This window comes from Methanofollis ethanolicus (assembly GCF_001571385.1).
Classification (GTDB): domain Archaea; phylum Halobacteriota; class Methanomicrobia; order Methanomicrobiales; family Methanofollaceae; genus Methanofollis; species Methanofollis ethanolicus.
The window spans coordinates 1,030,861-1,056,741 of sequence record NZ_BCNW01000001.1; the positions used below are offsets into that span (position 1 = coordinate 1,030,861).

The window sequence follows — 25,881 nt, forward strand, 5'->3', positions numbered from 1 at the left end:
CCTGACGAGATACGGTACTGCGGGATGACAAGACCGCCTCCACCTGCCTCGCCACTCCCTCCAAACTCTTATCCCCCTCCCCCTCCACCCCGGTGCATGGTCGGAGAGAAAGAGTATGAACGCGCCTACTTCGCGGCAGGATGTTTCTGGGGTGTGAAGGCGGCGTTCAGGGAGGTGAAGGGCGTTGTGGAGACCGCTGTCGGGTTCATGGGGGGACAGATCGCTGACCCGACCTATGAGGTGGTCTGCACAGGGAGGACCGGGCATGCCGAGACTGTGGAGGTGGTCTTCAATCCTGCGGCGGTCTCGTATGCCTCCCTCCTCGACGTCTTCTGGGATATCCACGACCCGACGACGAAGAACAGGCAGGGACCGGACATCGGCACCCAGTACCGCTCCGCAGTCTTTTTCCTGACGCCGGCCCAGGAGGCCGCGGCCCTGGCATCTCGGGAGAGGCTGGAGCGTTCGGGGCGCTATTCCCGGCCCATCGTCACCGGGATCGTGCCGGCGGGGCCGTTCTATCGCGCCGAGGAGTACCACCAACGGTACTACGAGAAAAAAGGGATTGGGGGGTGCCGGATCAGATGAGGAGGTGGTCGGCGAGCACCCGCAGCCCGATCAGAATGAGGATGACCCCTCCGATGATCTCGGCACGCTCCCGGTTCTTTCCGCCGAAGACCGTCCCGAACCAGAACCCGCCGAGGGAGAGGAGGGCGGTGACGACCCCGATGATGACGGAGGGCAGGAGGATCGGTGACCCGAGGGCGGCAAAGGAGAGGCCGACGGCAAGGGAGTCGATGGAGGTCACGACAGCGAGCATGATGAGGACGGCGGCGCTGCTGAAGGCGATCTTCTCGCCGTCCTCGCCTTTGAGCCCTTCAATGATCATTTTCCCGCCGATAAATGCGAGGAGGACGAAGGCGATCCAGTGGTCTATGCCCGAGATGAACGCGTACAGGAGCGTCCCGGCATACCAACCGGCGATGGCCATCCCTGTCTGGAAGACGCCGAAGAGGAGGGCGAGGACGAGTGCGGTCCGCACCCGTCCCTCCCTCACAGTCACCCCGCCAGCGATGGAGACGGCAGTGGCGTCCATGGCGAGGCCGACAGAGATGAGGAGGACTGAGAGAAGATCCATGATGCAGTACGACGTCGGCGTCCGCACACATAACCCTGCGGTCGATACCACCACATCCTTTAATGCAGATCCCGTCTACGTCCGGCTATGCCGAAGGAGACGGAGACAGAGGCAGAGCGCATGGTCGAGGAGGGGGACGCTTTCATCAGTCAGGGCAACAGGCCGGCGGCGTCGGCCCGGTACAGAGAGGCCCTCGGACTGGACCCGGCTCATGCCGGGGCCCTGTACAGGCTCGGCACCATCCATGAGGAGGACGGGGAACCTGACCTGGCTGTCATCTGTTATGACGGCATCCTCGCCGAGAACCCGGACGACCCCGAGGTCTGGACCCGGCGCGCCCATGCCCTCATCGCCGCGGAGGATGTGGACGGTGCCGTGGAGAGTGCGCGGCATGCTGTGGGGGTCGGCAACCGATACGCTCCGGCGTGGTACCTCCTGGGCGTGGCCGAGAAGATGCGCATGAACCTGCACTCCGCACTGGAGGCGTTTCACCGGGCGGCTGAACTCGAACCCGCCAACCCGGACTGCTGGTTTATGGCGGGGGTCACTCTCGACATGATGTTCAGGCACGAGGACGCGGTCGCCGCCTACCGCCGGGCCCTGGAGATCGCCCCCTATCACCTGGAGGCCCGCAAGGCGACGGCCTATGCCCTCATCCTCCTGGAGAGGTACGAGGAGGCGGTGGAGGCGTGCGACAGAATCCTCGAACTCTGCCCTGACTACGCGCCTGCGGTCTATATCCGGGGGATCGCCCTGCGCGGGAGAGAGGCGGTCGCATACGGGGGCAGGTGTGTCTAGAGGTAGAGGAAGCAGTCCCCTTCGACGGCCCGGAGGCCCTCAGATCTCGACGAGTTCATAGTCCGCGGACCCGAGGCCGATCTCCTCGCCGTACCTCACCTGGATCATGCCGTCGCTGTACGGGTTCACCCCCCTGAACTTGTCGGCGCCGGGCTCGCGGTTGCCGAGGAGACGGCTTTCGGCCATGCCGGGCTGGGCATTGACGAGGTCGAAACTTGCGGCGTCGATGGCGACCGGGTCTGTCGAGGCGAGTATCCCGATGTCAGGGACGATCGGCCTATCGCTCCAGGGGCAGCAGTCGCAGTCGGGCGTGATGTTCGTCAGGACATTGATGTAGCCGACCCTCCCCGCCTTGTCCTTCACCGCGCCGAGGGCGTACTCGGTCATCATCTCCATGAAGGGGACGAGTCCCTCCTTCCAGTTGAAGTCGATAGCCCCGTTCGGGCAGACGGTCATGCACTCGCCGCAACCGATGCACCGCGTCGTGGTGAGGGTGATGCCGCCGGGCCCTCCCTCCAGGGCGCCGGTCGGGCAGACCCTTGCGCAGGTGGCGCACTCCGCGCAGGCGCCGGCCTCGATGATGGGGACGAGGCCCTGGTGCTGGTCCATCTTCCCCGCGGCAGGTGCGCACCCCATCGCCAGGTTCTTGATCGCCCCGCCGAATCCCGCCATCCCGTGCCCCTTCACGTGGGAGACGACGATCATGCTCTCCGCGTCCAGGATGTCGCCCGCGATCTTCACCTTCGCAAAATGCTTCCTGTCGATCCCGACCTCCCGCCAGTTCTGCGAGTGAAGGCCGTCGGCGATGACGATCGGAGCCCCTGTCACCTCGTAGCCGAAACCGTGGCCGAGCGCCGTGGCGATGTGGTCGACGGTGTTGTCGCGCTGCCCCGAGTACAGGGTGTTCGTGTCGGTGAGGAAGGGGTTGCCCCCGGCGTCCCTGATCCTGTCGACGACCTGCCGCACCCAGACCGGCGAGACGAAGGTGTCGCATCCCTCTTCGCCGAAGTGAAGTTTCACCGCGGTCAGGTCGCCCTCCTCGATGCAGGAGGCGAGGCCCGCGGTGTCGAAGAGTCTCCGTATCCGCGTGATGGTGTTTTCCCGGCCGTTGCCAAGGCCGATCCGCGCGAAGTAGACCCTGCTCGTCATAATACCCCATGGTGTATTCGCCTTCAGGGAAAAATGTGGTGTATGAGTGGTCACCGATGCTCAAAAAAGAGGGTTTAGTCCTCGGTGATCCACCGGTACAGCAACGCCGCCACGACGGCGCCGATGACCGGGCCGATGACGTAGATCGGGAAGAGGCCCCAGAGGTTTGTCCCGCCGAGGACCATGTCGCCCAGATACGGCCCGAAGGTGCGGGCCGGGTTCAGGGACGACCCGGCGATGTTCCCGGTCGTCGTGATGATCCCGGCGACGGTGAGGCCGATGACGAGGCCTGCAAAGCCGGGCGGCGCTCTTTTGTCCACGGCCACCCCCATGATCGCGAGCATCAGGAGGAAGGTGCCGATTGCCTCGACCAGGATCGCCTGCGAGAAGGAGATGCCTGGAAACGGCGTGGTTGCGCCGAGGCCGCCGACCGTGACGGCGTCCATGCCCGCGCAGGCCGCAAATGCGAAGCTTGCGAGGGCCGCGCCGACGAACTGGGACGCCACATAGGGGACGACCTCCCGCGCCGGGAACATCCCGGCCGCCCAGAGTGCGATCGTCACCGCCGGGTTGATGTGCGCCCCGGAGACCCTTCCCAGGGCATAGATCACCGCGGCGATCGCGATCCCGAAGGCGAGACCTATCGCAAGCCAGTCCCCGAGGCCGCCGAGGGCGCCGATCCCGATGTTGAAGGGGTTCGGCGTCTCCGCGCCATGGGCGATCATCAGGGTGACGGCCGCGGCGCCGGCACCGAAGAAGACCAGGACAAATGTCCCGATCAGTTCGGCGACGCTTCTCTTCATGAGGGAGACCATTGGTCACTCACTCCTGCAGGGCGGCATGGCATTCCGGGCAGAGGATCCTCGGGAGGGCTTTCTTCATCTTCTGTGCCGGGAAGGGGTATCCCCCTTCCCAGAGGTCCACGTCGCTCCGAACCATATGATCGGTGCAGAGGCCCATGCCGCAGACGATGCAGATCCCCGCGGCCTCGGTCGTCTTCCCCTCCTGTGCGCAGATATAGCATTTCATCGGATTCACCCGCGGCGATGCCCTCAGACTGCCTCTCTCCACTGGCAGTACTCGTGCCTGAAGTCGACCATCGAGGCCGAGGCGCAGTCCTTGCAGGCCCGCACCGGGGCGGCGATCTGCTCGGGGTGGAGGGCGATGATGTTCGTCATCATTGTCGCCGTCACCGGTTCACTCGTCAGCAGACAGGGGTAGTCGGCGAGGCGCATCAAGGCCGAGTAGCGCACGGTGATCGCCGACGCCGGGTAGGCGTAGCGCTGCGGGTTCATGATCACCTCGCTCTCATGGATGGGCGCGAGGTCCACCGGGAAACCCGCGGCCTTCGGGGTCAGCATATCGCCCGACCCGTTCCTCTTCCTCCGTGCGGCGTCGAGCATCCGCCAGCCGCGCCAGATCATGTCCATGAAGTCGCAGTTGTGGAGTTCGGCCGCGGCGCCGCGGGTGGGGTACAGCTGCACGAAGTTGTGGAAGCGCTTCGTGAGCAGGTCGACGACCATCGGGGCGTTGAAACCGTCGAGTTCGAGGATATATTCGGTCGCCGCCGCCGACGATCCGGTGGCGATGGAGAGGAGTTGATACTCACTTTTGACCGTGTCGAGGGCCGCCCGCACGCTCCTGTCCATCACCTCGGTCACTGCCTCGATGATGCCCATGACCACGTCGTCCTTGCACATGTTGAAGGTGGACTGGGCGATGTGGTGCGCGATGTCGCCGACGCAGTAGGCCGGGACGGTGACGATGTTGCCGTAGTGGACGCCGCCGTCGATCGCGGCCTTCACGAAGGGCTCGATGTCCTTTTTGTACCCCTCCATGTACTTCGCCGGGTCGAAGGAGGTCATGCCTGCCTTCTCCATCAGGTCGACCTGCGCCCTGACCGGGTGGTCGTAGATCGCCTGGAGCTGTTTGACCTCCTGTTTCGTGGCATCGGCCAGGGTGTCGCCCGCCTCCACGGCGTTGGCAAAGACCTCGCCGATGCCGTACGAGGTGTTCATGCCCCAGGACTTTGCCGCCAGGATTGCCTGCCTGTGCTCTGTCGGGATCTTGACGGTCTGGAGGACCTGGTTGACGACATTGGAGGTGCTGCCCGGTATCAGGGCGAAGTCGACGACGCAGGTCGGGCCGTAGAACCCGGCATACCGCCTCGCCGCCTCGCGGCCGATCAGGGCTTCGGACTTCCCGATCGCCTTGATGAAGGTGTCCATGCTCTTTCTGAACGTCGGGTCCTCGGCATAGAGGACTTCGAGGACGGCAGGCGTCTGGTAGTGCTCGACAAAGGGGTCGTCCTCAGGGCGGACATAGTTGGTGAGGCCTGAGAGGTTCCTGTAATGGGCCTTCACTGACTCCACATGGAGGTCGATCACGGCCTTGCTCTGCCCTTCGCCGGCCTTCATCTTCGCCGCGGCGTCGACGTAGGCCTTGCCGTCTTTCACCTTGAATGCCGTGCCGCGCTTCTTTTTGATCGTCTCCACGTCGGCGCGCTGCGCCGCCATGGCCTCGTCAAGAATTTTCGTATAGATCTCTTTCATGCTTTTCTCCTCCTGCAAAATGGTCGCATCGTGCTCCCACTCTTCTGGAAGCTCTGGTCTCGGCAGTGTGCCGGTATCATACAAATCGGGTCGAGCGAATGACTGAGAGAAACTGAATGCCGGATGGTGTCTCTGTGCCTCCCCTGCCGCTCTCTCAGGGTCTGGCCTGTGGTGACGCCTGCCTTTTCGTGCAGCCGCCCTGTATTTTCACCTCCTTACAAAGCGTGAATGGTTCAGCCATTCAGATAATAGTTTCCATCTTGGTATTGTCCCTGCATGGACTCTTCTGTCATGAAAATACGAGGCAAAATCCGGACAATTTCCAGCCTCACTCCCTTCCCCTCCCCGATACCAGGAGGGCCGGGAGAGGGGATGACATTACCTTCAATCATATGCGGGCTCAGAGGGAGTTGAGTCCTGCCGGATTTCACCCTGTTCCGCACACGGGCCCCGGTCTGCCAGGATCGCCGGATCTCCTCGATATGGCCCTGAATGGAAGGCTTGATCCCCTGATTGGGGGCAGATCCGGGTGTATCTGACCGGGGCGTGTCCCGAGGATCCCCGCCCTCATGCCGATATGCAGGCACCAATGGATAGGATGAGGGGGATTTTTACAGAGCCTGATTTTCTCTGTTAGCCTCACAGTTTCGATCAAAAAAGAGGTGGACAGCCCCTTTCCAGAGTCACGTCTCCAGGATCTGCGGATCGTTGCTCACGCCCGTTTCTCGCCGATCCGGCCTTCCGCGGCCTTCAGGACCATGCCGATCATCTCGGGATACGAGACCCCGGCGATCTTCGCCATCTTGGCAAGGTGGCCGTCCCAGCACCATCCCGGATTCGGGTTCACTTCAAGGAGTTTCGGTTCGCCATCGGCCGAGAGCCGCCAGTCGAGGCGGGTATAGTCGCGGCTGCCGAGTCTTCTCGTCATCTGGACGCTCCACTCGATGATCTGTTTCTCTGTTTCCTCGGGGAGGTCGGCCTTGATGGAGGTGATCTTCCAGTACGGCGAGTCCTGGACCCACTTTGCCTCGTAACCGCAGATCCTGGGGAGTCCGGGCGGGAGGGCAGAGTAGTCCTCCTCGATGATGGGCAGGACCGTGTACGACTCGGGTGGGTTGCCGATGATCCCGACAGAGAGGTCGGGGCCGGTGAGGTACTCCTCGACCAGGATCGGTTTCTCGAAACCGAAGCGCGACCTGATCGACGAGATCGCACGCGTCAGGTCTTCGAACGAATACGCGACGTTCTTCTCGGTGATCCCGAAACTCGAGTCCCCCGAGTTTGGCTTCACGATCGCAGGCAGCCTGAAGGGGATATCGTAGGCGATCTCCTCACCGCGGACGAGCACCGCCTCGGGCACCGGGATATGCATCTCCCGCGCCACGCCCCTGACAAGCGACTTGTCGTAGCAGAACGCGAGGCACTGGGGGGCCGACCCGGTGTACGGGATCCCCAGGACCTCGAGGAGGGCGGGGACATGCAGTTCCTTCCAGGGGTCGTTGAGGAAGCCCTCGTCGCAGAGGTTGAAGACATAGTCGGTCTTGCTGCGCACTCTCTCCAGGTCGGCGATAAGGGTCTGGTGGTTGTCAAGGAAGGCGAAACGGTAGCCTTTCAACTGCTTCAGCGCCTCTTTGAGCCGGTTGATGGTGTCATAGTCGTCCTCGTCGAAGACACAGTCCGGCTTGATGTCGTCCCTGAGGCGCGGGTCGCCGAAGATGACCGTCACCTGCCGCACGTCAGAGGCCGCACCCTTCGCAGGCTCTGTCCATGCCTTGGCGATCGTGCCGGTGACGACGATCCGCCTCTCCATCATGCCGAGGTCCTGGTTCCGTGCCGACTCGGTCGCGATCTCGCCGTGCCTACCGATGGCGGAGAACCCGGCCGAAGAGATGAGTTCCTCGATCTTTTCTCCGGTGTACAGCCGCTCTGCATAGAACTGGTCGGCGATCACCCCCTTCTCTACATGGGTGATCACCTCCCGCGAAATGAGCCGCGCCCCGTCTGCCGAGAGGGACCGCTCCCTGCATACGAAGTGTTTTTTATCGATCCATTCCCAGGAACGCTTCTGGAAGTTGTCCCTGAGATACCCGCCATCAGAGATGTCGATGAGGATCCTGCCATCCGGCTTGAGGACGCGGGCGACTTCGGCAAGAACCACGTGGTCGTCCTCCCCGCTCTCGAAGTAACCAAAACTGTTCCCGAGAATCATCACGGCGTCGAAGGTGTCGGTGCGGTACGGGAGACGTCGTGCGTCCCCTTCCTTGAACCTGACATCCAGCCCCTCCTTCTTTGCGGAGGCCCGCGCCTTCTGGACCAGATAGTGGGAACGGTCGAGCCCTTCGGCGGCGAAGCCGCGCCGGGCCAGTTCGAGGGTGTGGCGCCCCTGTCCACAGCAGACATCGAGGATACGGTCGTCCTTCCTGAGGCCGGCCGCTTCTGAAAAGAGGTCTATCTCCTTTACCGTCAGGGTGTCGTCGCCGACCACGTCGCCGTCTGTCTTGAGGTAGAGGTGGTTGAAGATCCCCCGCCACCACTCCGGCGGGACATGGGCTTCGAGATTGTTCACCGGACCAAGCGACCGCTCCTGCATTTTTTTCTTCTTCCCGTCCGAAATGGAGGTTGGCTTTCGTTTGTTCATTGAGGCAGCACTCCAGCATGCACATATGGTCGATCCAGCCCGGATTTTTCCGGGTACAGGTGGTATGCCCGGTGCGGTACTGAAGATCCCATCTGCTATCGTGGTGGATGGTACTACATAGGGTTTTGCCGGAGACCTGGAGGCGAACCCCTCATAAGGCCGCTTCCCGGCCCGTGCAGGCAGGCCCCTGGCAGGAGCGCGTTCCGGGAAAAAAGGGAGCGATCAGGGTGCGCTCTGACCGCTGCTTCCGGCCGTTGCCGGCGGCGTGAAGACCCTCGTGCCGAGTTCTTTGTCGAGCATGAGAAGGGCGTTCGTGTCGGTGCCGACCCTCTTCAATTTGCCCAGGATTTCGGTGTCGTTCTCCTCTTCCTCGACCTGCTCGTCCACGTACCACCGCAGGAGGTTGGAGGTGGCGTGATCCCTCTCTTTTGCGGCAATATCGACGAGGTCGTAGATCATCTTCGTCACCTTCTGCTCATGGGCATAGGTGGCCTCGAAGACGGCGAGGGGGGAGTCCCAGTTGTTTGGCGGCGCCTCGATCGGGAGCATCGTCAATCTCCCTCCCCGTGCAGCACAGTAATCGAAAAATTTCATCGCGTGGAACTGTTCCTCCTGCACCTGGACCCGCATCCAGTTCGCAAAGCCGGGCAGGTTCTCAGCCGAGAACCAGGCTGCCATCGAGAGGTAAAGGTAGGCCGAGTAGAGTTCCCGGTTGATCTGTCGGTTCAGCGCCTCAAGCATCGTGTGCGAGATCATGACATCACCAGACTTCCCCTGGGAGAGACAGGATATATAGTTTTTGAGAGTGCCGATCCTCCTGATGGGCGATTGTCGCCGGTATCTCTATGTCTTCTCCTTGAGGATGGTCCTGATCGTGCGTTCCCGTTCATCCTTCCCGATCCCGCCCATTGCGGTCCAGGGATTTGCCGGGGCCTCCTCCTCGTAGAAGATGCCGAGGGCGATGGGTGCGTCGGTCGAGTAGTCCCATTCTCTTGCCTTGCCCATCGCCCCTGTCAGGTCGGCGGTATCGTGCCCTTCGAGGAGGTAGACCCGGTCGTCGTAGTACTCCGTCAGGTTGTTGTAGGTGGCGCAGACCTGGAGCACGTCCACGAAGGAGAAGCCACGGTGGAGGACCGCCGCCGTCAGCACCTCCCTGAGGTGGTCCCTCTTCCGCGTGTATGTCCGGGCGACGAAGGTTGCTCCCGATGCGAGCATCAGTGCGACCGGGTTGATCGGCCTCTCCCTGATGCCGCCGGGCGTCGAACGTCCCCTGAAACCCTCGTACGAGGTCGGGGTGTACTGGCCGGTGGTCAGGCCGTAGACCCGGTTGTCGTGGATGATGACGGTGATGTCCTGGTTTCTCTTCGCCGCAAAGACAAGGTGGTCGAGCCCTTCAGCATAGGCGTCGCCGTCGCCCGCGCAGGCGATGACGGTGAGGCCGGGGTTTGCAAGTTTGATCCCGGCCGCCACCGGGAGGGTCCGGCCGTGGATGGCATAGAAACTGTTGACCGCGAGGTAGTCGGCGATCTTGGCATGGCAGCCGATGCCGCTGACGAGCACGAAGTCCTCGGCCCGCCTCCCCTCCTCTGCGAGGTCGGTGAGGACGTCCTTGAGGGCGTGTTCGATGGCGAAGTTCCCGCAACCCGGGCACCAGGTGTTCTTCGCCCTGGTGATCCAGGTCATGCGGTCACCCCCTGCAGACGCCTCTCCAGTTCTTCGAGGGCGAAAGGCCGGCCGTCGTACTTCCCGACGACGACATCGGCCTTGATGCCGTGGGCGGACACAAGACGGGCGAGCTGGCCGGTGACATTCTCCTCCACCGCGACGATCCGCCCGGCCCCGGCAAGTGCGGCCTTCACCTGCGCCTCGGGGAAAGGGGAGAGGACGACAGGTCTGACCACCCTGAGGCCGAGGCTTTCTGCGACCTCGGTGCAGACGCCTGCCGTCGAGCCCCAGCACAGGAGGGCGGTCTCTGCGCCGGGGTCGCCGGCGGTCGTCACGCAGGGGTAGCCTTCGAGCACCCGTGCGGCTGTCGTCCCTTTCTCCTGGAGTTTTTCTGCCATCCGCGCCACGATCGCCCCGTCCTCGGTGGTGATCCCGGCTTCGTCGTGGGCATAACTGTTCACCTTCACCATCGCCCCCGCGATGCCGGGGAAGGCGATGGGGGAGACCCCGCCTGTCCCGGCCCCATACCGCCCGTACTCCCCTGTCCCGTCCCAGAGGGATGACTCCAGCGCCGGCCTTTTCTCTGTCTCCCCGAAGGAGAAAATCCCCTCGCCGAGGTTCTTGTCGGTGAGAAGAATTGCCGGTGTCTGGAAATGCCAGGCGAGGTCCATGAGAGCCCCTGCCCAGTACCATGCCTCCTCGGGCGTACCCGGCGCTGCGACGATCCGGGGGAACTCGCCCTGCCCTGCCGAGAGGGCGAAGAGGAGGTCCCCCTGGGCCGAGTACGTCGGCACCCCCGTGCTCGGGCCAGGCCTCTGGGCGAGGACGACGAGCACAGGTATCTCGGCCATGCCTGCCAGGGAGAAGCCCTCTGTCATGAGGCAGAACCCGCCGCCCGAGGTGCCGACAGCCACGCGCCGGCCGGCATAGGCGGCGCCGAGAGCCGTGAGCATCACCGCGATCTCGTTTTCAGGGTGGACGACGCTGATGCCGAAGCGGTCGGCAAGCCCTGCGAGGGTGTGGAGGATGCTCGACGAGGGTGTCATCGGGTAGGCGACGTACCCCTCCATGCCGGCGTCGAGGAGGCCGAGGGCGACCGCATCATTCCCGGTGATCGTCGGGAGAGGTTTTCTGCCGGTTGCGGGAAGGCGCAGCACCTCCCGTGACACATCGTAGCCGCGGCGTGCGACCCGCAGGTTCGCCTCCTGCTCTTTCGGGACCGCCCGCGCGAAGACCTCTTCGACCGTTGTCCAGGGGATCCCGCAGGCCTTGCAGAAGGCCCCGATAATCGCGGAGTTCCTGGTGATCGGCGGGGCCCTCTCCTCTGTCACGATGGTGTCGAGGTCCACGCCGATCCCATCGCCCTTCACGACACCCGCGTCACGGATGACCTCGCCGCCCTCCCTGAGCCGGCCTGCATGGCGCCGCACCGTTTCCTGGTCCATCGCAAGGAGGAAATCGACCTTTTCCCTGTGGCAGCGGACCTCTTCCTCCGCCGCCCTGATGACAGAGAAATTGTGTCCCCCCTTGATGAGAGAGGGGTAGTCGTAGTACATGTACGCCCGCAACCCGCACGCCGAGAGGATCCGGGTGATGACAGTCCCCGCGATATTGATGCCTTCCCCTGCCCTGCCCCCGATGAGTATGGAGATCTCTTCCATGGTCAACCCTCAGCGGGGGAGGTTCGGGACCACACATATAGGTTTGCCCCGTGCAGGCGCAACGCTCAAATAGAGGAGATTCAAAGATGAAAGCATGAAAAGCGTTACTCTCATGCTTGTTCTGGCAGTAATGGCTGCCTTCGCCCTCTCTGCCGGATGCACCGGATCGTCTCCCGAAACGACCCCCACACCGACCCTGACTGCCACCCCTGTGACGACCGTGCCCGTGACGGCCCCGACGGTCTCTCTCCAGCCTGAACCGACCGACGTCATGCCTGCCGATTACCTGGTCGCTGCGCAGGTGCAGAAGGATCCGATCTACCGCGGCATCACTGTCACCTTCAGCGGCGGCCTCGGCCAGGAGAATGTGAAGGAGTTCACCGCCACCGTCACCCGCTCAGACGGCACGACCGAGACAAAGTCTCTTACCAAACCCTCGGGTAAATCTCTTTCGAAGGGGCAGAACGTTGAGTTTACCGGAACGGCCGGCGACGACCGCGTCCAGGTCTGGGTTGTGATGGATAGGCCGCTTGGCAAGGACGCGCTGACGAAGTTCACGATCTGGGACAATGTCCTCGGTGCCAAGGGGACGAAGTAACCCAATTCACTCCTTTTTTCTGACCGTCCACCTGAGCAGGACGCCGTCGTCGATCTTTTCGACACTCGCAAGTTCAAGGCGCGGGAACGCGTCCTCCGCGACAAAACCCTCCCCGTCCGCAGGTGTCGGTGCGTCCCTGCCGCCGATGACGATCGATCCGACATAGGTAATGAGTTCGTCGACAAGACCGGCCCTGAAGAGTCCCCAGATGAGTGTCCCCCCTCCCTCGACCATCAACCGCCCGATGCCGCGGGCGCCGAGTTCGTCCATGAGTCTCCCGAGGTCGACCCCCTCCTCACCTGTGACGATCACCTCTGCCTTCTCCCTGAGGGTACTGACTCGTTCTGCGGGTGCGGACGCAGAGACCGCAACGATCCTCCGCCCCTCCCCCTTCATGAGGATATCGGCGTCAGGCGGCGTCCGTGCCGCCGAGTCGACGATGATCCGCACCGGGTGTTCGTCACGCCCTCCCTCTCTGCGCGCGGCCCTCAGGTCCGCAGACTTGACTGTGAGGGATGGGTTGTCCGAGAGGATGGTGCCGATCCCCACCATGATGCCGTCGGCACCGGCCTTGATGCGGTCGACGCGCTGAAAATCGGTTGTACCTGAGATCTTCACCTGGCGCCGTTCTCGTGTCGAGATCTTCCCGTCGGCGCTCATTGCAAGGTTGACAAAGACATACGGACGCATGTTCTGAGGTTTTGATCCGCTCTGATTTATTGTGCGCGTTTTCTTATTTTCAACGCCGTTATTTTTTGAAATAAAAAGAAGGCAATATATAATCGTTGGATTCACATTTCTGTGCGCATGATGTCGAGGGATTGGAATGCCCCCATGATCTCCCCCTGGGACCTGAGGCGGTGGCTGTACCTGATCGGGATCAATGGTCCGCTCATTGGCCTTCTTGCCCTTATCGTCATCTATTCGATCGTGCAAACCGCGGGGTTCGCTATTTCCTATCTCTACTATGTCCCTCTCGTGATCGTGGCAACCTGGTACTCGAACAGGTCGATATGGACTGCGGCTGCACTCTCATCAGGGTACACGGCAGTGACACTCTTCCTCGCTTTCGGCGGGTATGCCGTTGACCCGATCGTCCTCTTTCTTTTCACCATGCTCTATCTCTGGGGGATGACGGCCGTCACCCTCTTTGGCGCCAGGTCAGGCAGAATTCCAGGCTCGATCCTGCAAAAAGGCCCTTCCTTTTTTTTCGACGCAAAAAGTTTCCAGATCACCCGGGCCGATCCTGCCCTCGCCGGGATCCTGGGTCTGCCGGTTCACGAGATCTCAGGCATGTCTCTTGCCTCGCTCTGGGAAGACCGCACTGATCTGAAGGCCTTCTGCGGGGTGCTGGAGAGGGGGGTTGCGGTCCTCCACTACGAGACCTTTTTCCATGACCCTTCCGGACGACCGGTGCCTGTGCTCCTTTCCTGCGTTCCCGGTATGCACGAACACCGCTGTTCGGTCCTTGATGTTGCCTCCCTGAAGGCGTTCCGGGATGCACGTTCAGCCGGGGAGGCCGCGGTCAGGAGGTGTGCCGCAGAGGTCGAACGGCGGCAGGACTTTGTCACCACGGCGGCCCACGAACTCAGAACCCCTCTCCAACCGGTCTACGGCTACCTCTATCTCCTCCTTGAGGACAGGCAGAAGTACGGTCTCGATGACGAGGTCTGCCGTATCCTCGGGATCTGTATGGAGAATATCAGCCGCGAGAAGAATGCCGTGAACAGGATGCTGGAACTGAGCCTTATTGAGGGAGGAAAAGTGCGGTGCGAGCGTGCTCCTGTCGACCTTGCGGGTATTGTCGGCGAGGTGCTCGCCTGCCATGACTTTGGCACCGATGTGTCGCTATCCCTCAGGATCCCGGAGAATACGGTGATCGATGCGGACCATGACCAGTTCTTCATCGTTCTTGAGAGCCTCATCACCAATGCCGTCAGGTACAGCGAACCCCCGAAGGTCGTCGAGATCTCGTACGCCGAGGACGGTGCCACCCGGTATGTCATGGTGAAGGACAATGGTATCGGGATCGAGCCCGGGAAGATCAGGACAATATTCGAACCATTTTATCTTGTCGACGGGGAAAGGACGAGCCGGACCTTCAACAGGATGGGGCTCGGCCTTTCCATCGCCGAGAGATATGCCCGCCTGAACGGGGGGGAGATCCGGGTCGAGAGCGTGCCTGGTGAGGGGAGCACATTTACGATCGTCCTGCGGCAGGGAAGCGATCATGGGGCGTAGGATCCTGGTCGTCGACGACGACCGCCCCACCCTTGAGATGGTCTCGCTCCTCCTGGAGCGGGGCGGGTACGAACCGGTCGTCTCAGGGAATGCTGCAGAAGCCCTCGGCATCGCCCGTGTCTCCCGGCCCGATCTTGTCCTCCTTGACGTTCTGATGGAACCTCTCGACGGATGGGAGTTTCTTGACGCACTCATGGCCGATCCCGCCCTCTCCCCTATTCGGGTGATGCTCTTCACCGCCTGCCCTCTTGTCGGGGGGGAATATGAAAAATATCGCGGACCTGTCGTGAAGGTCTTCCAGAAACCGGTGTACCCGCCTGAGTTGATGAAGGCGCTGGAGAGGTTTTTTCCATGACACATTTTTGATCCTTATTTCAGGTCTTTGAAATTCTCTCTTTTGTGTATCATCGTTTTCGAGATCTCCGGGACGCGAGATACATATATATATTTTGAAAGTATTTTCTGGATTGTCACGGGGGTGACGGTCGCGGTGCTGTCTGTGGGGGTGGTATCGTATTCCGGATGCTTTCGATGAACTATTGTTGCGAAAACAGGAGATGTATGATGAGATATCTACTCTGTATCGTGCTGGTGCTCTGCTCCCTGCTTCTTGTTCCGGCCTGTGCGGTTCCGATCGAGGGTGAAGGGGACGTCACCGCGTATAACTCACTGAAACTCCGGTCCCCGGAGACTCTGAACGATGTTGTTGAAAGACCTCTCTATGCGGGGTGGGCCGTTCCTGTCGGCACCGTATCAGTCTGGACCGAGAACGGCAATCTTATGGTTGCCTGTACGACGACGGGGGGCTGGACCCTGAAAGGAGTGCGTCTGGATGTGGAATGCATCGAGACCGGGTTTATTCCCGGTATGGCCCGCGGGAGCCCGTCGAAGAAGAGTGAGGCGGGATACGGCCGGGGTTGGCAGGAGAATACCGGCAATAGCGGTTATCCAGTCCAGGAGAATAGAAACGGAAACTCGATCGTCGGACACTTCGAGTATAAGGCCAGCTATTCCGATGGCGGGAGGACCACAACCGGCCCCATCGAGGTGGGCCCTGTCACCCGTGCCGCCGTGTACGTCTCCGCCCATGCCACAGTTGCACGTGGCGGGGACACGGTCCCTCTGCCGCCGCCAGGCGTCGTGACCTATCTCCCTGTCCAGTATAACAAGGGAGGCGCCTCTGATGTCTCCTCCCTCTTTACCGCCACCATCACCGGCGGAGGACTGGACGGCGTCTACCCGGCGTGGTGCATCGACTATGACACTGCGATCCGGTCAGGGACCGAGTACACGGCGAATTTCTACCCTGCATACGGCCGTGGCGTACCCCCTCCCCCGCGGGACTATGAGGAGAGCGACCTTTCCTGGGAGGAGATCCTGCACTGCATCTCCTATCTGATCAACCATAAGGACGGCTCGTACACCTTCCCGTCCGACGATCCCTTCTTCCCTGGCGAGACCGTCTCATGGTCCGACCCTGAGAACTGGAAGGAACTCCAGGGCGTGATGTGGTGGGTCGGCAAGCCCTCGTTGATGCCGGAGAATATGGTCGGGACATCCTCCGGAGGCCAGATCCGGTGGGATAACAGGATCGCCTATGCAATCCTCTCTTCCGCCGGTGCCAAAGGTTGCACCTCCTTCAAACCTGAGCGCGGCGACATTGCCATCGAGGTCGTCGACCCCTACTCGCCCGGTGCGCCCGAGACGCCGCGGCAGTTGATGGTCATCGAACTGCCTGACCCCTGTGGGCCCTACAAGGAGAAGTGTGCGTGGGGGGTGGGGTGCGGCCTCTTCCCGGGAAAAACCGGGCAACATATATGCCGCATACGGTGAAGAGCAACATTGATTGAACCTGATACGGTCGGGTTTCTCTTCCCGGCCCTCTCTCTTTTTCTTTGATGTGAGGTAGCCCTTCCTCCCCTGTCCGGCATCAGATCATTCTTATCGCCCGGCCACACACCTGATACACGCGGGATCATGTCGATGGATTACAGTGTACTGTTCATGGACGCCGCGGAATACACGCGGGGTGCGTTCTCAGGCCGGTGGAAGGATGTGCTCATGCTGCTGGTCAGCCTCATCATCTTCCCGCTCATCCCGGTCTTCTTCGGGCATCTTGCGCGGGTCATGCGCGGGGAGAAGCCCGCGCCGTCGGTGGAGTGGTCGTGGCGGTCGTATGCGGACGGGATCAAGCTCCTCGTGATATGGTTCTTCTACACTCTCCCGGCGATTGTGGCCGGTATCCTGCTCTTTGGATACGTCCTCGTCGTGTACGAGATGGAGGGCGTGAAGGCGATCGAGCCCGTCCTCCCCGAGATCATCGGCGGTTTCCTTGTTGTCTTCGTCGTCTATATTTTCACGGCCCTGATAGCAAACCTTGCAGGTGTCAGGTTTGCACGGGAGCGGAGATTCTTTGCCGCATTTTCCGTCAGGACGATCTGGGGTCTGGTCGATCGCATAGGCTTCTGGGACTATGTCATCGCGGTGGTGCTCGTATCGGCCTTTATGAACGCGATCATTGCCGTCATCGCGCTCATCCCCGTGGACATTGTCGTCTTCGTCCTTGAAGTGCTGGCTTTCATCCCGCTGGTGGTCTTTCAGGCGCGGTATTTTTCCCGCGTCTACGACCTGGCGATGGAGTGAGGAGACTTCTCCCTCCTCCATGTCAAGTTATATTAACATGGCTCGCGAACACATGTACTTACACAGTCCATGGATCGAAGCCGTTTTTTCCTCTGTATTGCGCTGATCGCCCTTGCCGAGGCGGCTGTCTTCGGGGCAGCCCTGGTTGCTGGCTATGACAACCTTGCCGAGCTCTCCTTCTATGTCGCCCTCCTCCTGATGTTTGTCTGTCGGCAGCGGGTGAAAGGCGTGCTCTGGGACGAGCGTCTGGAGAGGCTCGACGAGCAGGTGGCCCTGAAGACCCTGCGGGTCGCTCTCTTCCTGATGCTCTTTTTCGGGGCTGGCTTCGTGGTCTCCGGTCTTCTGCTTCAGCTGGAGCGGGCCGTCAACGATGGGTTCTTCCTGCTCTCCCTCTCGGGCGGGATCATCCTTCTGTATCTGATTTTCTGGATCCTGGCGATGAAACCGTACTGGAGCGAGGGTGAGGATGAATAACCGGCTCAAGGTGTACCGGGCGATGCACGACCTCACACAGGAGCAGCTGGCCCTGGAACTGGGGGTGACGAGGCAGACGATCATCGCCATCGAGAAGAGCAAATACGATCCCTCCCTCGATCTCGCCTTCAAGATCGCCCGCTATTTCGGCGTCACCATCGAGGACGTCTTCAGTCCGGCCACTCCTGACGGGGACTGATGGTTACCCGGCTCCAGCGATATCGATTCGTCTTTTTTGGAGAATTCCGATCGACATTCCACGCGGAGGGGAAGGTCTCGCAGTTCCCTCCTCTCAGGACACCCTTTGGATAGGGGTTGGATGGCAATCTCTCTCCTCAGGATCTCCGGTTCGCCCTTCCCGGGGCCAATCCTGAGAAGACAGAACAGGAGATCATGAGGAGAGAGAGCGATCTCATGAGGAGAGAGAGCGATCTCATGAGGAGAGAGAGCGATCTCATGAGGAGAGAGAGCGATCATCCCACTCCTCTCCTCATTGGTAGGCGCAGGCGGAGTGATCCTGAGTCGCCCATCACGTTGTGTATCCTAACGTCTCCGGAAACGATCAAAAAAGTACCGCGCCGAAAAACCGGGACGCCCGATCGCTACGCGAGTGACGTGGTGATGTGCGTGCGGTGCGGTCGGGCGAGTGTCCATCTCTGGTGATAGCGAACCGGGCGGTCCCCACGACCGCCCGGTCAGATGTGTGTTCTCCTGTCTCAGATGAGGCCAAAGATCATGCTGATGATCGCCATGACTGCCGGGGCGATGAGGGCCTTCCCGAGGGGGAGGTCATGGGCGTGGAGAAGTCCGTAAGCCTCGATCACGACCGACCAGACCAGGACGACGAGACCGACGATGACGGTGACGGCCATGGCCGGAGCCATCGCGCCGAGCGCCGCCGGCCCGGCCGTGGCGATGGCGTTGACGTCAGGGTGGTAGATGAGAAAGACTGCGAGTGTCAGGATGCCTGCGAAGACCTGCGGAAGGTTTGCGTAGCCGACCGTGGAGAGCGTCGACCTGAATGACCCGGTGCCGCCGAGGAGTTTCACGATCCCGTGGATGACGAGGGATCCGATCGCCCAGGCGAAGAGCGTCCCGACGACCACGACAAGAGCGGCGACGGTGCCAGCGATCATCTGCATGGTGACCGGGTCGACGTCGGTGACATCGATCGTCATTGAAGACGCCATGAGGTAGGCTCCGGCTCCGGCAAGGAGCGCTGAGATGAAGACGATCAATGCAGGGAGACCGATTCTCTCCCTTCCTGCACCCAGCGCCCCGAAAAAGCGGTTCGGGGCGATGAGGACGTTTATCAGGGAAGTGTCATTATCCATATCTATTCACCTGGAGAGGGGTCGCCTCTGCGGCCCCTGCTGCAGATCAATGTACGTCCTGTGAGACTATATGAATACTTCTATTGACAAATGGTAAGTTATTAAAGACAAAATGTACATAATATTTTACACGCATGCGGGGCAGGGGCCCCGCGCTGGAGTTATACATATGCATCGTACAGGCCTTGCCCTTATCATCGGGCTGATCCTTCTCGTCTGCGCCGCACCTGCTGCGTCCGCTATCGAGACCCTGGAAGAAACGACGGACAAATCTGTGTCGCAGGCGTCGGTTTCGGTTACGAAGACCACCGTCGAACCCGGAACCCTCATGCCCGGTGACATCGCCGCCGTCAGCATCGAGGTGACCAATAACGGCGCCACGGCCGTCCTGGTCACGCGCACCTTCCTGCGGGACGCAATGATCCCCTCCATCGGCGAACAAACCTCCGGAGGCATCATCAGTGCCGGTGCAAAGCAGACTTTCACCTACACCGTGAAGGCCGACACAAACACCCACACCGGCACCTACTACCCCTGGTACTACATGGAGTTCCGCGAGGGAGGTAGCCTGAGCACCCATATCCCGGTCCAGGTCGACGAGACCCCGGCCACTGTCCTTGTCACCTCCCGCCCCGACTCCTTTGTCGAGGGCAAGAAGGAACACATCAAGCTGGTCATCGGCAACCCCCGCTCCTCCCCGATCAGCGGCGTCTCGGTCGTGCCTTTCGGCGACGGGATCGAGGCGGTCCAGACCGGCCACTTTGCCGGTTCCATCCCGCCCTCGGGCACTGCCAACCTCACCTTCGATGTGACCCCCACGAAGGAGACCACCCTCGGGTTTGAGGTCACCTACCGCACCGGCATGAACACCCACACCACGCGCACCGAGATCCCTGTTGTCTTTGGCGACGCCAAGACGATGGCCCACCTTGTCGTGAACAACATCGAGGTAAAGGGCGGGTTCGGTTCGTACTCGATCAGCGGCGACGTCACCAATGCCGGCCTCACCACCGCCCGCGGCGTCCTCGTCACCACAGGCGCCCCGGCCGTGCCCGAGAACCCGTACCCCGAGTATGTCCTCGGCAGTCTTGAGGCCGACGATCTGTCGAGCTTCGACCTCAACTGCCGTGTCGAGAACGCCACCCAGATCCCCCTGCTGATCTCCTTCAGGGACGCGGACGGCACCCTGTACACGCAGTCGACCACCGTTTCGCTCGACAAGGCGGGAGGATACGTCCAGAAAAAGGCCCCTGAGGGCGCGGAGAACGCGGAGTCCGGTCTCCCCCTGCCTGTCATCGCCATCCTCGGCGTGCTCGCCGTCCTCGCCTGCGGACTGATCGTGAAGAAGACCGGTCTGGTCGACGACCTGAGGAACTCGCGGAGGCCATGATGGACGAGGAGGCGGTCATCAGCCTCAGGGACGTCACGAAGATCTATCCCCTGGCTGCAGGGGACGTCACATCTCTCGACCATGTCTCCCTGTCGATACCGAAGGGAGACTTCGTGGCGATCATGGGGCCGTCGGGTTCGGGCAAGTCGACTCTCCTGAACCAGATCGGCTGTCTTGACACCCCGACCGCCGGGGACGTCATCATCAACGGAGTGAACACGAAGGATCTCTCCGACGATGCCCTTACCGAACTGCGGCGTGACTCCATCGGGTTCATCTTCCAGAAGTTCAACCTCATCCCGGTCCTTTCGGCACAGGAGAACGTGGAATATCCCTATATCGTCAAGAACCGGCGGCGCGACGACGGCGGGGGGGCTGCCGCCCTCCTGGAACGCGTGGGGATCGACGCAGGCCATGCCGCCCATACCCCGAACGAACTCTCGGGCGGACAGCAGCAGCGGGTGGCGATCGCCCGGTCCCTCATCAACGACCCGGCGATCCTCCTCTGCGACGAACCGACCGGCAATCTGGACTCGACGACCAGCGTGCAGATCATGGAACTTCTTACTGAACTGAACCAGAGCGGGAAGACCATTGTGATGGTCACCCACGACCCTTCCACGGCGACCTATGCCAACAGGGTGATCAGGATCAGGGACGGGAGGATTGAGGAGTCATGATCTTCACCGATATCTACATGGACCTTGCAAAGAGGAACGTGCGCCTCCACTTCCTCCGCTCCCTTCTTGCGGTGATCGGGATCGTCATCGGCGTCTTTGCAATCACCTCGATGGGAATCATGGGCTCGGCTCTCCAGGTGGCGGTGAGTGGCGACCTCGCCGAGAAGGGCGGGCAGTTGAGTATCTACCCCTCTTCGTCAGGGATGGGCGTCTTCGGGGTCTCCTCGGAGAAGAAACTCATCACCGAGCAGCAACTCACGAAGATCAAGAAGGCGAGCGGGAAGAACCCGGTCGTCCCGTACCGTTCGAGTTATGTCACGTACTCGACAAAAGGGAAGGAGAGTTACGCCTCGATCTACAGCCTTGCGCCCGACGACCTCCCGCGGGTGGTTGAGCTCGAGGAGGGCGTGATGGTCAGGGGCGGGAGCCGCGCCCTTGTCTCGTCCTCAATCGCAAAGGAGCACGACCTCAGGGTCGGGAGCAGGGTGAAGATCGGCGAGGAGGGGCATGAGAAGAGTCTCCTTGTCGCCGGCATCCTGAAGGACAGCGGTTTCGGTGCCGGCATATCCACCTATAACTCGATCATCGTCGCCGACCGCCTGTACGACGAACTGGAGGGGAAGGCGAATGGCTATGACCAGGTGCTGGTCATGGTCAGGGACATCAACGAGATCGACAGCGTGAAGGACGCGATCGAGAAGAGCCTCAACAGCAGGAAGAAGACCGTGGAGATCATGGACATGCGGGGCCTGATCGAGTCGATCAACTCCATCATCGGCACGGTTTCCCTTGTGGTGACGGGCATTGCCGGGATCTCCCTTGTCGTCGCTGCGGTGAGCATCTTCAATGTGATGATGATGTCGGTGAATGAACGGATCCGGGAGATCGGCATCCTCAAGAGCATCGGTGTGAAAAGAGGCGAGATCAGCCGGATGTTCCTGTACGAGGCGGCGATCCTGGGCTTTATCGGTTCGGTGATCGGTGGCATCCTCAGTCTCCTCGGCGGCGGGGTGCTGATCCTGCTCGTCCTCCAGGACATCTCGTTCTTCTTCAGCCCCCCGGTCCTCCTCAATGTGGTCTGGGGCATGCTGGTGGGGACAGGGGTCTGCGTCCTCTCGGGCGTGTACCCCGCCTGGAAGGCCTCGAAACTCTCCCCGATCGTGGCGCTGGCGGCCGAGTGACGGCCTCAGCCCTGCCTTCTTTTTTTCTGGCTCTGGCGAATTTCTGATCCGCTCACGAATGCTCGCACCCTCCACCATCAGGATAGGGGGTGGATTGCAATTCTCCCTCTTCAGGATCTCTGCTCTGTCTCCCCGGTCCCTATCCCAAGATCAGGGGACGACGAGCGATAACGAGGAGTCCCCCGGCATAGATTGTGGGGAAGGCGGTGGACACGTGCTTCTCCTCATATGATGAGATAGACACGTCGACCCAGAGCACGCCTCTTCTACTCCGCCCCTCTTTTTTTCCTCCTGCTCCCGATCCCGGCCCTCTCCAGGGCATAACTGATCGCCCACCGCCCCCTGCCGAACTCCTCCCCCAGGACGTCGACGGCCGTCTTCTTCGTCGCCCCCTCTCTCACGAGTTGTCGATATCTCACCCTGAGCCTCCGGAGGTCTTCCGGCCGCCACCTCTTCCTCAGGTTTGCCGGGCCGCGGACGACAGGTCGACGTAGCGTCTCCACGAGTTCGCCGGGATGTACTCCGACCGTCTCCCGCGCTCCTGCCGCGAAGATCGTCTCCGAGACCTCGAAACCGACACAACGCCGGTTCAACCCGATGGCCGCGTTCGCCGTCGAAAAACCCCCGAGGAAGAGGTCGCAGACGAGGTCGCCCTCGTTGCTGCTGTACTGGACCATCTTGGTGAGGAGTGCCGTCGGGAGTTCGTTTTTGTTCTTCGCCCTGCCCGGTTTGTATTCCCGGTTGATGGTCCAGACGTCTTCCCGGTCGAGGTAGTTGAGGCATCCCCCGTCCTCTGTCTTCTCCTCCCTGCCGAAGCGCGCCTCCAGATTGAAGGTCCGCTTTCCCCCGGGCTTTTCGTAGAAGAGGATGTGGTAGTGGGATGAGACATATTTTCGGCTGGTGTACACGCCGAAGGGGTACTTCCAGATGATGTGGTTCACCTCCTCAAGGGAGGTCTGGCGGAGGGCGTGGAGGATGTGGTAGAGGTTTGTGTAGCCGGAGACGATATAGAGGGAACCGCCCGGTCTGAGGATCCGTTCGGCCTCCCTGATCCAGCACTCGCTGAATGCCCCGTACTCCTCTTCCGGGATCTCGACATAGCCGTCCACCACGAACTCTTCGTCCCTGTTGTAGTGGCGGTCCATCCTGTCGCCATGGATGCCGTACGGCGGGTCGGTGATGATCAGGTCGACGGAATCCGTCTCAAGGTGCTCCGCGGCGCCGCGGACGCAGTCGCCGTTGTAGAAGAGGTTCCTGCCAATAGTGACCGATCTCATGTCATCATGTCTGACCCGGCAGTGTGTTTCTTTCCCTGTCCTGCCTCTAGTGATGTATTCCGGTCTCTGTTTTTGTTTTTATCGGTTGCCCTGTTACACAGGGAGGTCATCCCAAAACTGATCCGAACCCTCATTCACGCCGATGAAAGGATTCAGCCGATGAAAGGACTCACATTCGGTTCTGAAAAATTCTGTTCTGAATTCTGTTCTGGCGTCTTGTCCGGGGGGTTTCACCCCCCGATCCCCCCATCATTGCGAGAGGGGGTGGAGGGCAATCTCCGTCATCAGGATCTCTTTTCCCTGACCCTATCCCGTTTCGGGGGTCCGGGGGCGTCAGTCCCCCGGCAGAGAGGTCGGGGAAGGCGGTGGTTTCGCACTATGCTTCAGGGAATTCAGGAAGATACCGACCCGATCATGATATTTTCTCCCGATCCCTGCATGCAGAGATGGGGGGAATGAACGAGAGTTTTGGGATATGCTCAGGATATGCCGCCCCGGCAGGAGTGCGACAGGGCCCGGCCCTCGCCTTCTCAGAAGGGCCGGGAAAAAAGTCGGGGACCTTTCTCCCCTATGCCGTGACGGTGATGTAGTCTTCCTTTATCTCCTGCCCGCGTGTGGCGTTTTCGCCGTACACGGTGAGGTTGACGTCAAAGCTGCCCGGTCCGGTGTAGGCATGGGCAGGGTTCTGCTCTGTCGAGGTGTTGCCGTCGCCGAAGTCCCAGAGCCACGAGGAGATATTCACGACCGTGCTCAGGTCGGTAAACTGCACGGCCAGAGGGGCCGGTCCCGACGTCCTGTTTGCGGTGAAATCGACCGTCCCTGCGGGTTCGCTGACATTGATGAAGCCTTCCACCGATGTGTTCCAGGTGACGTTCTCCGCATCTGTCAGGGTGAGGGTGACGGTAAAGAGCCCTGGTTCATGGTAGGTGTAGATCGGGTTCTGCCGTGTCGACATATAACCGTCTCCGAAGTCCCAGTACCACGAGGAGATGTTGTCCACCGTGCTCAGGTCGGTAAACCGGACTGTGAGCGGGGCCTCCCCTGCGGTGACGTCCGCGGAGAAGTTTACCGCCGACGAGGCATTTGTCGGGGTCACGTTGATCAATCCCTCTTTTGTTGCGGTCGATGTCTTGTTCTGTGCATCTGTCACTGTCAGGGAGACATTGTAGAGGCCTGCCCGGGTATAGGTGAACGCCGGGTTCTGCTCTGTCGAGGTGGCGCCGGCGGTTCCGAAGTCCCAGAACCATGAGGTGACGTCCCTGACCGTGCTCGTGTCGTTGAACTGCACGGTGAGCGGCGCCGGCCCGCTTGTTGGTTCTGCCGTAAAGTTCGCTGTGTCCTCCCCGGCGAGACGGATCGTCATGTCGACGGCAGTGGTTGCGCTCTCCACGGTCTGTTCGAAGGAGTCTGTCTGGGGTGCGTAGATGAGCCTGATCTCCTCGCCGTCGCGGAGCGATTTATATGTCGCGTTGTTTGTGATATAGGCTGTCGCGACGTCATAGAACCACCAGATTGTCGTTTCGTTGTCTTCCGCACTCACGGCGATGTCATTGACTTTGTTGACATAGAACCCCCACTCTGCCTCCCAGACTTCATACGAGAAGTTCCCTGCTTCTGCTGCGGCATCGAGTGCTCCGAGCGGGGTGTTGCGGCTGATCTCAACGTCGGTGTCGGTGTTGATCGGCCTGATCATGAAAGTCTCGTCAGGGTCGACTGTCACCGTCCCTTCCCAGACCGTGTTCACCTCGACCGCCGGCACGGCGACGGACGCCCGGGACTGCAGTGCGGTGTCGTCGCCTGCTCCCCCTGCGAGAGAGAGGTGGCTGATCTCTTCTGCGGCCAGCGCCCCTGCTGGTAGGGCCATGCACAGGACGAAGAGCAGGAGCATTCCGGTTATGCTGTGTGTACGCATCATTCTCTTTGTCTCTCCATTTTTTTCCGGGTGGTGCGGCCTCGCCTCCGTGACAACCCTCGGGTCCGGCGGTGGCAGACGGCGACCTGCTCCGTGCAGGCATCTCCGTACTCGGTTTCCCGGCCGATGGGCCATGGCCACATACCGCTGGATTTCGGGAAGTATGATGAAGTGACAGATATAATAATGCATTCATGTACGTGCCGGCCCTGCCGTCTGCTCCCTCAGGTGGCACCTGCCTGTCCTCCGGGGAAGAGAGGGAATTGGTCGTCATGACGAAAGGTGCCGTCGTGAAACCCGGCCAGGGACGTGTCGAGGAACTGGTTGCCTGCCACCGACACCTGGGCGTCGTCACATCAAAATGTGCAGAAAAAGAAATTCGGGGATTGATACAATCCCCATCTATGCCCCAGCCCGGATTTGAACCGGGGACAACCAGATCTTCAGTCTGGCGCTCTCCCAGTCTGAGCTACTAGGGCGACCACTACATGTTGGTATTTCCGGTTAATAAATGATGCGGTTGCCACCGCCGCCCTTTTTATGCCTCTGC

The 25,881-nt window shown here is 61.1% G+C and carries 26 protein-coding genes and 1 tRNA gene; 13 read left to right on the forward strand and 14 right to left on the reverse strand.

The genetic code is table 11. From position 1 onward, the window contains the following. The first annotated feature begins 96 nt into the window (after positions 1-96). The gene (gene msrA / locus MEFOE_RS05150; RefSeq protein ID WP_067049250.1) at positions 97-588 is read left to right on the forward strand and encodes a peptide-methionine (S)-S-oxide reductase MsrA; all 492 of its coding nucleotides are present in this window, start codon (positions 97-99) and stop codon (positions 586-588) included. On the opposite strand, the gene MEFOE_RS05155 is transcribed toward msrA, so the two are convergent. Further along, on the reverse strand, positions 581-1,138 hold the full coding sequence (locus MEFOE_RS05155) for a manganese efflux pump MntP (RefSeq protein ID WP_067049252.1): 558 nt from the start codon (positions 1,136-1,138) through the stop codon (positions 581-583). The two genes, msrA and MEFOE_RS05155, sit on opposite strands and share 8 nt — an antisense overlap. A gap of 87 nt (positions 1,139-1,225) precedes the next feature. Between MEFOE_RS05155 and MEFOE_RS05160 the strand changes: the two genes are divergently transcribed. Further along, positions 1,226-1,936 (forward strand): tetratricopeptide repeat protein, encoded by a 711-nt coding sequence (locus tag MEFOE_RS05160; protein ID WP_067049255.1) that lies wholly within the window; start codon positions 1,226-1,228, stop codon positions 1,934-1,936. A gap of 39 nt (positions 1,937-1,975) precedes the next feature. Here the strand turns inward: MEFOE_RS05160 and MEFOE_RS05165 are convergent, their stop codons facing one another. The 8 genes from MEFOE_RS05165 to MEFOE_RS05200 form a co-directional block, all read right to left on the reverse strand. Continuing rightward, complete coding sequence (locus MEFOE_RS05165) at positions 1,976-3,085, reverse strand: DUF362 domain-containing protein (protein ID WP_067049258.1); 1,110 nt, start codon at positions 3,083-3,085, stop codon at positions 1,976-1,978. A 74-nt stretch (positions 3,086-3,159) separates the two neighbouring features. Continuing rightward, positions 3,160-3,900, reverse strand: a complete 741-nt coding sequence (locus tag MEFOE_RS05170) for an MIP/aquaporin family protein (protein WP_067049261.1) — start codon at positions 3,898-3,900, stop codon at positions 3,160-3,162. Positions 3,901-3,907: 7 nt separating this feature from the next. After that, positions 3,908-4,114 carry a DUF2180 family protein gene (locus MEFOE_RS05175; protein ID WP_067053003.1) on the reverse strand — a complete coding sequence of 69 codons (207 nt, stop codon included), beginning with the start codon at positions 4,112-4,114 and terminating at the stop codon, positions 3,908-3,910. A 23-nt stretch (positions 4,115-4,137) separates the two neighbouring features. Beyond that, complete coding sequence (locus MEFOE_RS05180; RefSeq protein WP_067049264.1) at positions 4,138-5,637, reverse strand: DUF2193 domain-containing protein; 1,500 nt, start codon at positions 5,635-5,637, stop codon at positions 4,138-4,140. A gap of 712 nt (positions 5,638-6,349) precedes the next feature. Continuing rightward, on the reverse strand, positions 6,350-8,275 hold the full coding sequence (locus tag MEFOE_RS05185) for a methyltransferase domain-containing protein (RefSeq protein ID WP_067049267.1): 1,926 nt from the start codon (positions 8,273-8,275) through the stop codon (positions 6,350-6,352). Between the two features lie 222 nt (positions 8,276-8,497). After that, positions 8,498-9,031, reverse strand: a complete 534-nt coding sequence (locus MEFOE_RS05190) for a ferritin (protein ID WP_067049270.1) — start codon at positions 9,029-9,031, stop codon at positions 8,498-8,500. Positions 9,032-9,118: 87 nt separating this feature from the next. Further along, positions 9,119-9,958 (reverse strand): thiamine pyrophosphate-dependent enzyme, encoded by an 840-nt coding sequence (locus tag MEFOE_RS05195; RefSeq protein WP_067049273.1) that lies wholly within the window; start codon positions 9,956-9,958, stop codon positions 9,119-9,121. After that, complete coding sequence (locus MEFOE_RS05200) at positions 9,955-11,601, reverse strand: 2-oxoacid:acceptor oxidoreductase subunit alpha (protein WP_067049276.1); 1,647 nt, start codon at positions 11,599-11,601, stop codon at positions 9,955-9,957. The genes MEFOE_RS05195 and MEFOE_RS05200 overlap by 4 nt, the downstream gene beginning before the upstream one ends. A 94-nt stretch (positions 11,602-11,695) precedes the next feature. Here MEFOE_RS05200 and MEFOE_RS05205 point away from each other — a divergent pair, with 94 nt between their 5' ends. Continuing rightward, a complete protein-coding gene (locus MEFOE_RS05205) occupies positions 11,696-12,199 on the forward strand; it encodes a hypothetical protein (RefSeq protein ID WP_153015876.1) in 504 nt (167 codons plus the stop codon). A gap of 6 nt (positions 12,200-12,205) precedes the next feature. On the opposite strand, the gene MEFOE_RS05210 is transcribed toward MEFOE_RS05205, so the two are convergent. After that, the gene (locus MEFOE_RS05210) at positions 12,206-12,889 is read right to left on the reverse strand and encodes a 2,5-diamino-6-(ribosylamino)-4(3H)-pyrimidinone 5'-phosphate reductase (protein WP_067049281.1); all 684 of its coding nucleotides are present in this window, start codon (positions 12,887-12,889) and stop codon (positions 12,206-12,208) included. Between the two features lie 144 nt (positions 12,890-13,033). On the opposite strand from MEFOE_RS05210, the gene MEFOE_RS05215 reads away from it, so the two are divergent. The 7 genes from MEFOE_RS05215 to MEFOE_RS13670 all read left to right on the forward strand — a co-directional run bounded on the left by MEFOE_RS05215 (position 13,034) and on the right by MEFOE_RS13670 (position 18,220). Beyond that, positions 13,034-14,440, forward strand: coding sequence for a PAS domain-containing sensor histidine kinase (locus tag MEFOE_RS05215; RefSeq protein ID WP_160329492.1), 1,407 nt, complete (start codon positions 13,034-13,036; stop codon positions 14,438-14,440). After that, on the forward strand, positions 14,430-14,795 hold the full coding sequence (locus tag MEFOE_RS05220) for a response regulator (RefSeq protein WP_067049283.1): 366 nt from the start codon (positions 14,430-14,432) through the stop codon (positions 14,793-14,795). The genes MEFOE_RS05215 and MEFOE_RS05220 overlap by 11 nt, the downstream gene beginning before the upstream one ends. Before the next feature lie 206 nt (positions 14,796-15,001). Then, on the forward strand, positions 15,002-16,273 hold the full coding sequence (locus MEFOE_RS05225) for a hypothetical protein (RefSeq protein WP_153015877.1): 1,272 nt from the start codon (positions 15,002-15,004) through the stop codon (positions 16,271-16,273). A gap of 144 nt (positions 16,274-16,417) precedes the next feature. Further along, on the forward strand, positions 16,418-17,083 hold the full coding sequence (locus MEFOE_RS05230; RefSeq protein ID WP_067049287.1) for a DUF4013 domain-containing protein: 666 nt from the start codon (positions 16,418-16,420) through the stop codon (positions 17,081-17,083). Positions 17,084-17,152: 69 nt separating this feature from the next. Next, positions 17,153-17,557 (forward strand): DUF2178 domain-containing protein, encoded by a 405-nt coding sequence (locus MEFOE_RS05235; protein ID WP_067049289.1) that lies wholly within the window; start codon positions 17,153-17,155, stop codon positions 17,555-17,557. After that, positions 17,550-17,756: a helix-turn-helix transcriptional regulator gene (locus MEFOE_RS05240; RefSeq protein WP_067053006.1), complete on the forward strand. Its 207-nt coding sequence runs from the start codon at positions 17,550-17,552 to the stop codon at positions 17,754-17,756. Before MEFOE_RS05235 ends, MEFOE_RS05240 begins: the two co-directional genes overlap by 8 nt. A 116-nt stretch (positions 17,757-17,872) precedes the next feature. Then, positions 17,873-18,220 carry a hypothetical protein gene (locus MEFOE_RS13670; protein ID WP_153015878.1) on the forward strand — a complete coding sequence of 116 codons (348 nt, stop codon included), beginning with the start codon at positions 17,873-17,875 and terminating at the stop codon, positions 18,218-18,220. A 53-nt stretch (positions 18,221-18,273) separates the two neighbouring features. Here the strand turns inward: MEFOE_RS13670 and MEFOE_RS05245 are convergent, their stop codons facing one another. Continuing rightward, positions 18,274-18,891, reverse strand: coding sequence for a Yip1 family protein (locus tag MEFOE_RS05245; RefSeq protein ID WP_067049295.1), 618 nt, complete (start codon positions 18,889-18,891; stop codon positions 18,274-18,276). Between the two features lie 169 nt (positions 18,892-19,060). Between MEFOE_RS05245 and MEFOE_RS05250 the strand changes: the two genes are divergently transcribed. From MEFOE_RS05250 to MEFOE_RS05260, 3 genes are read left to right on the forward strand one after another with little or no spacing between them, the layout of a single operon-like run. Beyond that, on the forward strand, positions 19,061-20,281 hold the full coding sequence (locus tag MEFOE_RS05250; RefSeq protein WP_067049297.1) for a COG1361 family protein: 1,221 nt from the start codon (positions 19,061-19,063) through the stop codon (positions 20,279-20,281). After that, positions 20,281-20,961 carry an ABC transporter ATP-binding protein gene (locus tag MEFOE_RS05255; protein WP_067049300.1) on the forward strand — a complete coding sequence of 227 codons (681 nt, stop codon included), beginning with the start codon at positions 20,281-20,283 and terminating at the stop codon, positions 20,959-20,961. The genes MEFOE_RS05250 and MEFOE_RS05255 overlap by 1 nt, the downstream gene beginning before the upstream one ends. Further along, positions 20,958-22,142, forward strand: coding sequence for an ABC transporter permease (locus tag MEFOE_RS05260; protein ID WP_067049302.1), 1,185 nt, complete (start codon positions 20,958-20,960; stop codon positions 22,140-22,142). Before MEFOE_RS05255 ends, MEFOE_RS05260 begins: the two co-directional genes overlap by 4 nt. Positions 22,143-22,408: 266 nt before the next feature. Here the strand turns inward: MEFOE_RS05260 and MEFOE_RS05265 are convergent, their stop codons facing one another. The 3 genes from MEFOE_RS05265 to MEFOE_RS05275 all read right to left on the reverse strand — a co-directional run bounded on the left by MEFOE_RS05265 (position 22,409) and on the right by MEFOE_RS05275 (position 25,810). Continuing rightward, positions 22,409-23,419, reverse strand: coding sequence for a DNA-methyltransferase (locus MEFOE_RS05265; RefSeq protein WP_067049305.1), 1,011 nt, complete (start codon positions 23,417-23,419; stop codon positions 22,409-22,411). A gap of 568 nt (positions 23,420-23,987) precedes the next feature. Then, a complete protein-coding gene (locus tag MEFOE_RS14680; protein WP_328585441.1) occupies positions 23,988-25,334 on the reverse strand; it encodes a PKD domain-containing protein in 1,347 nt (448 codons plus the stop codon). A 402-nt stretch (positions 25,335-25,736) separates the two neighbouring features. Continuing rightward, positions 25,737-25,810, reverse strand: a tRNA-Phe gene (locus MEFOE_RS05275). Positions 25,811-25,881 lie beyond the last annotated feature (71 nt).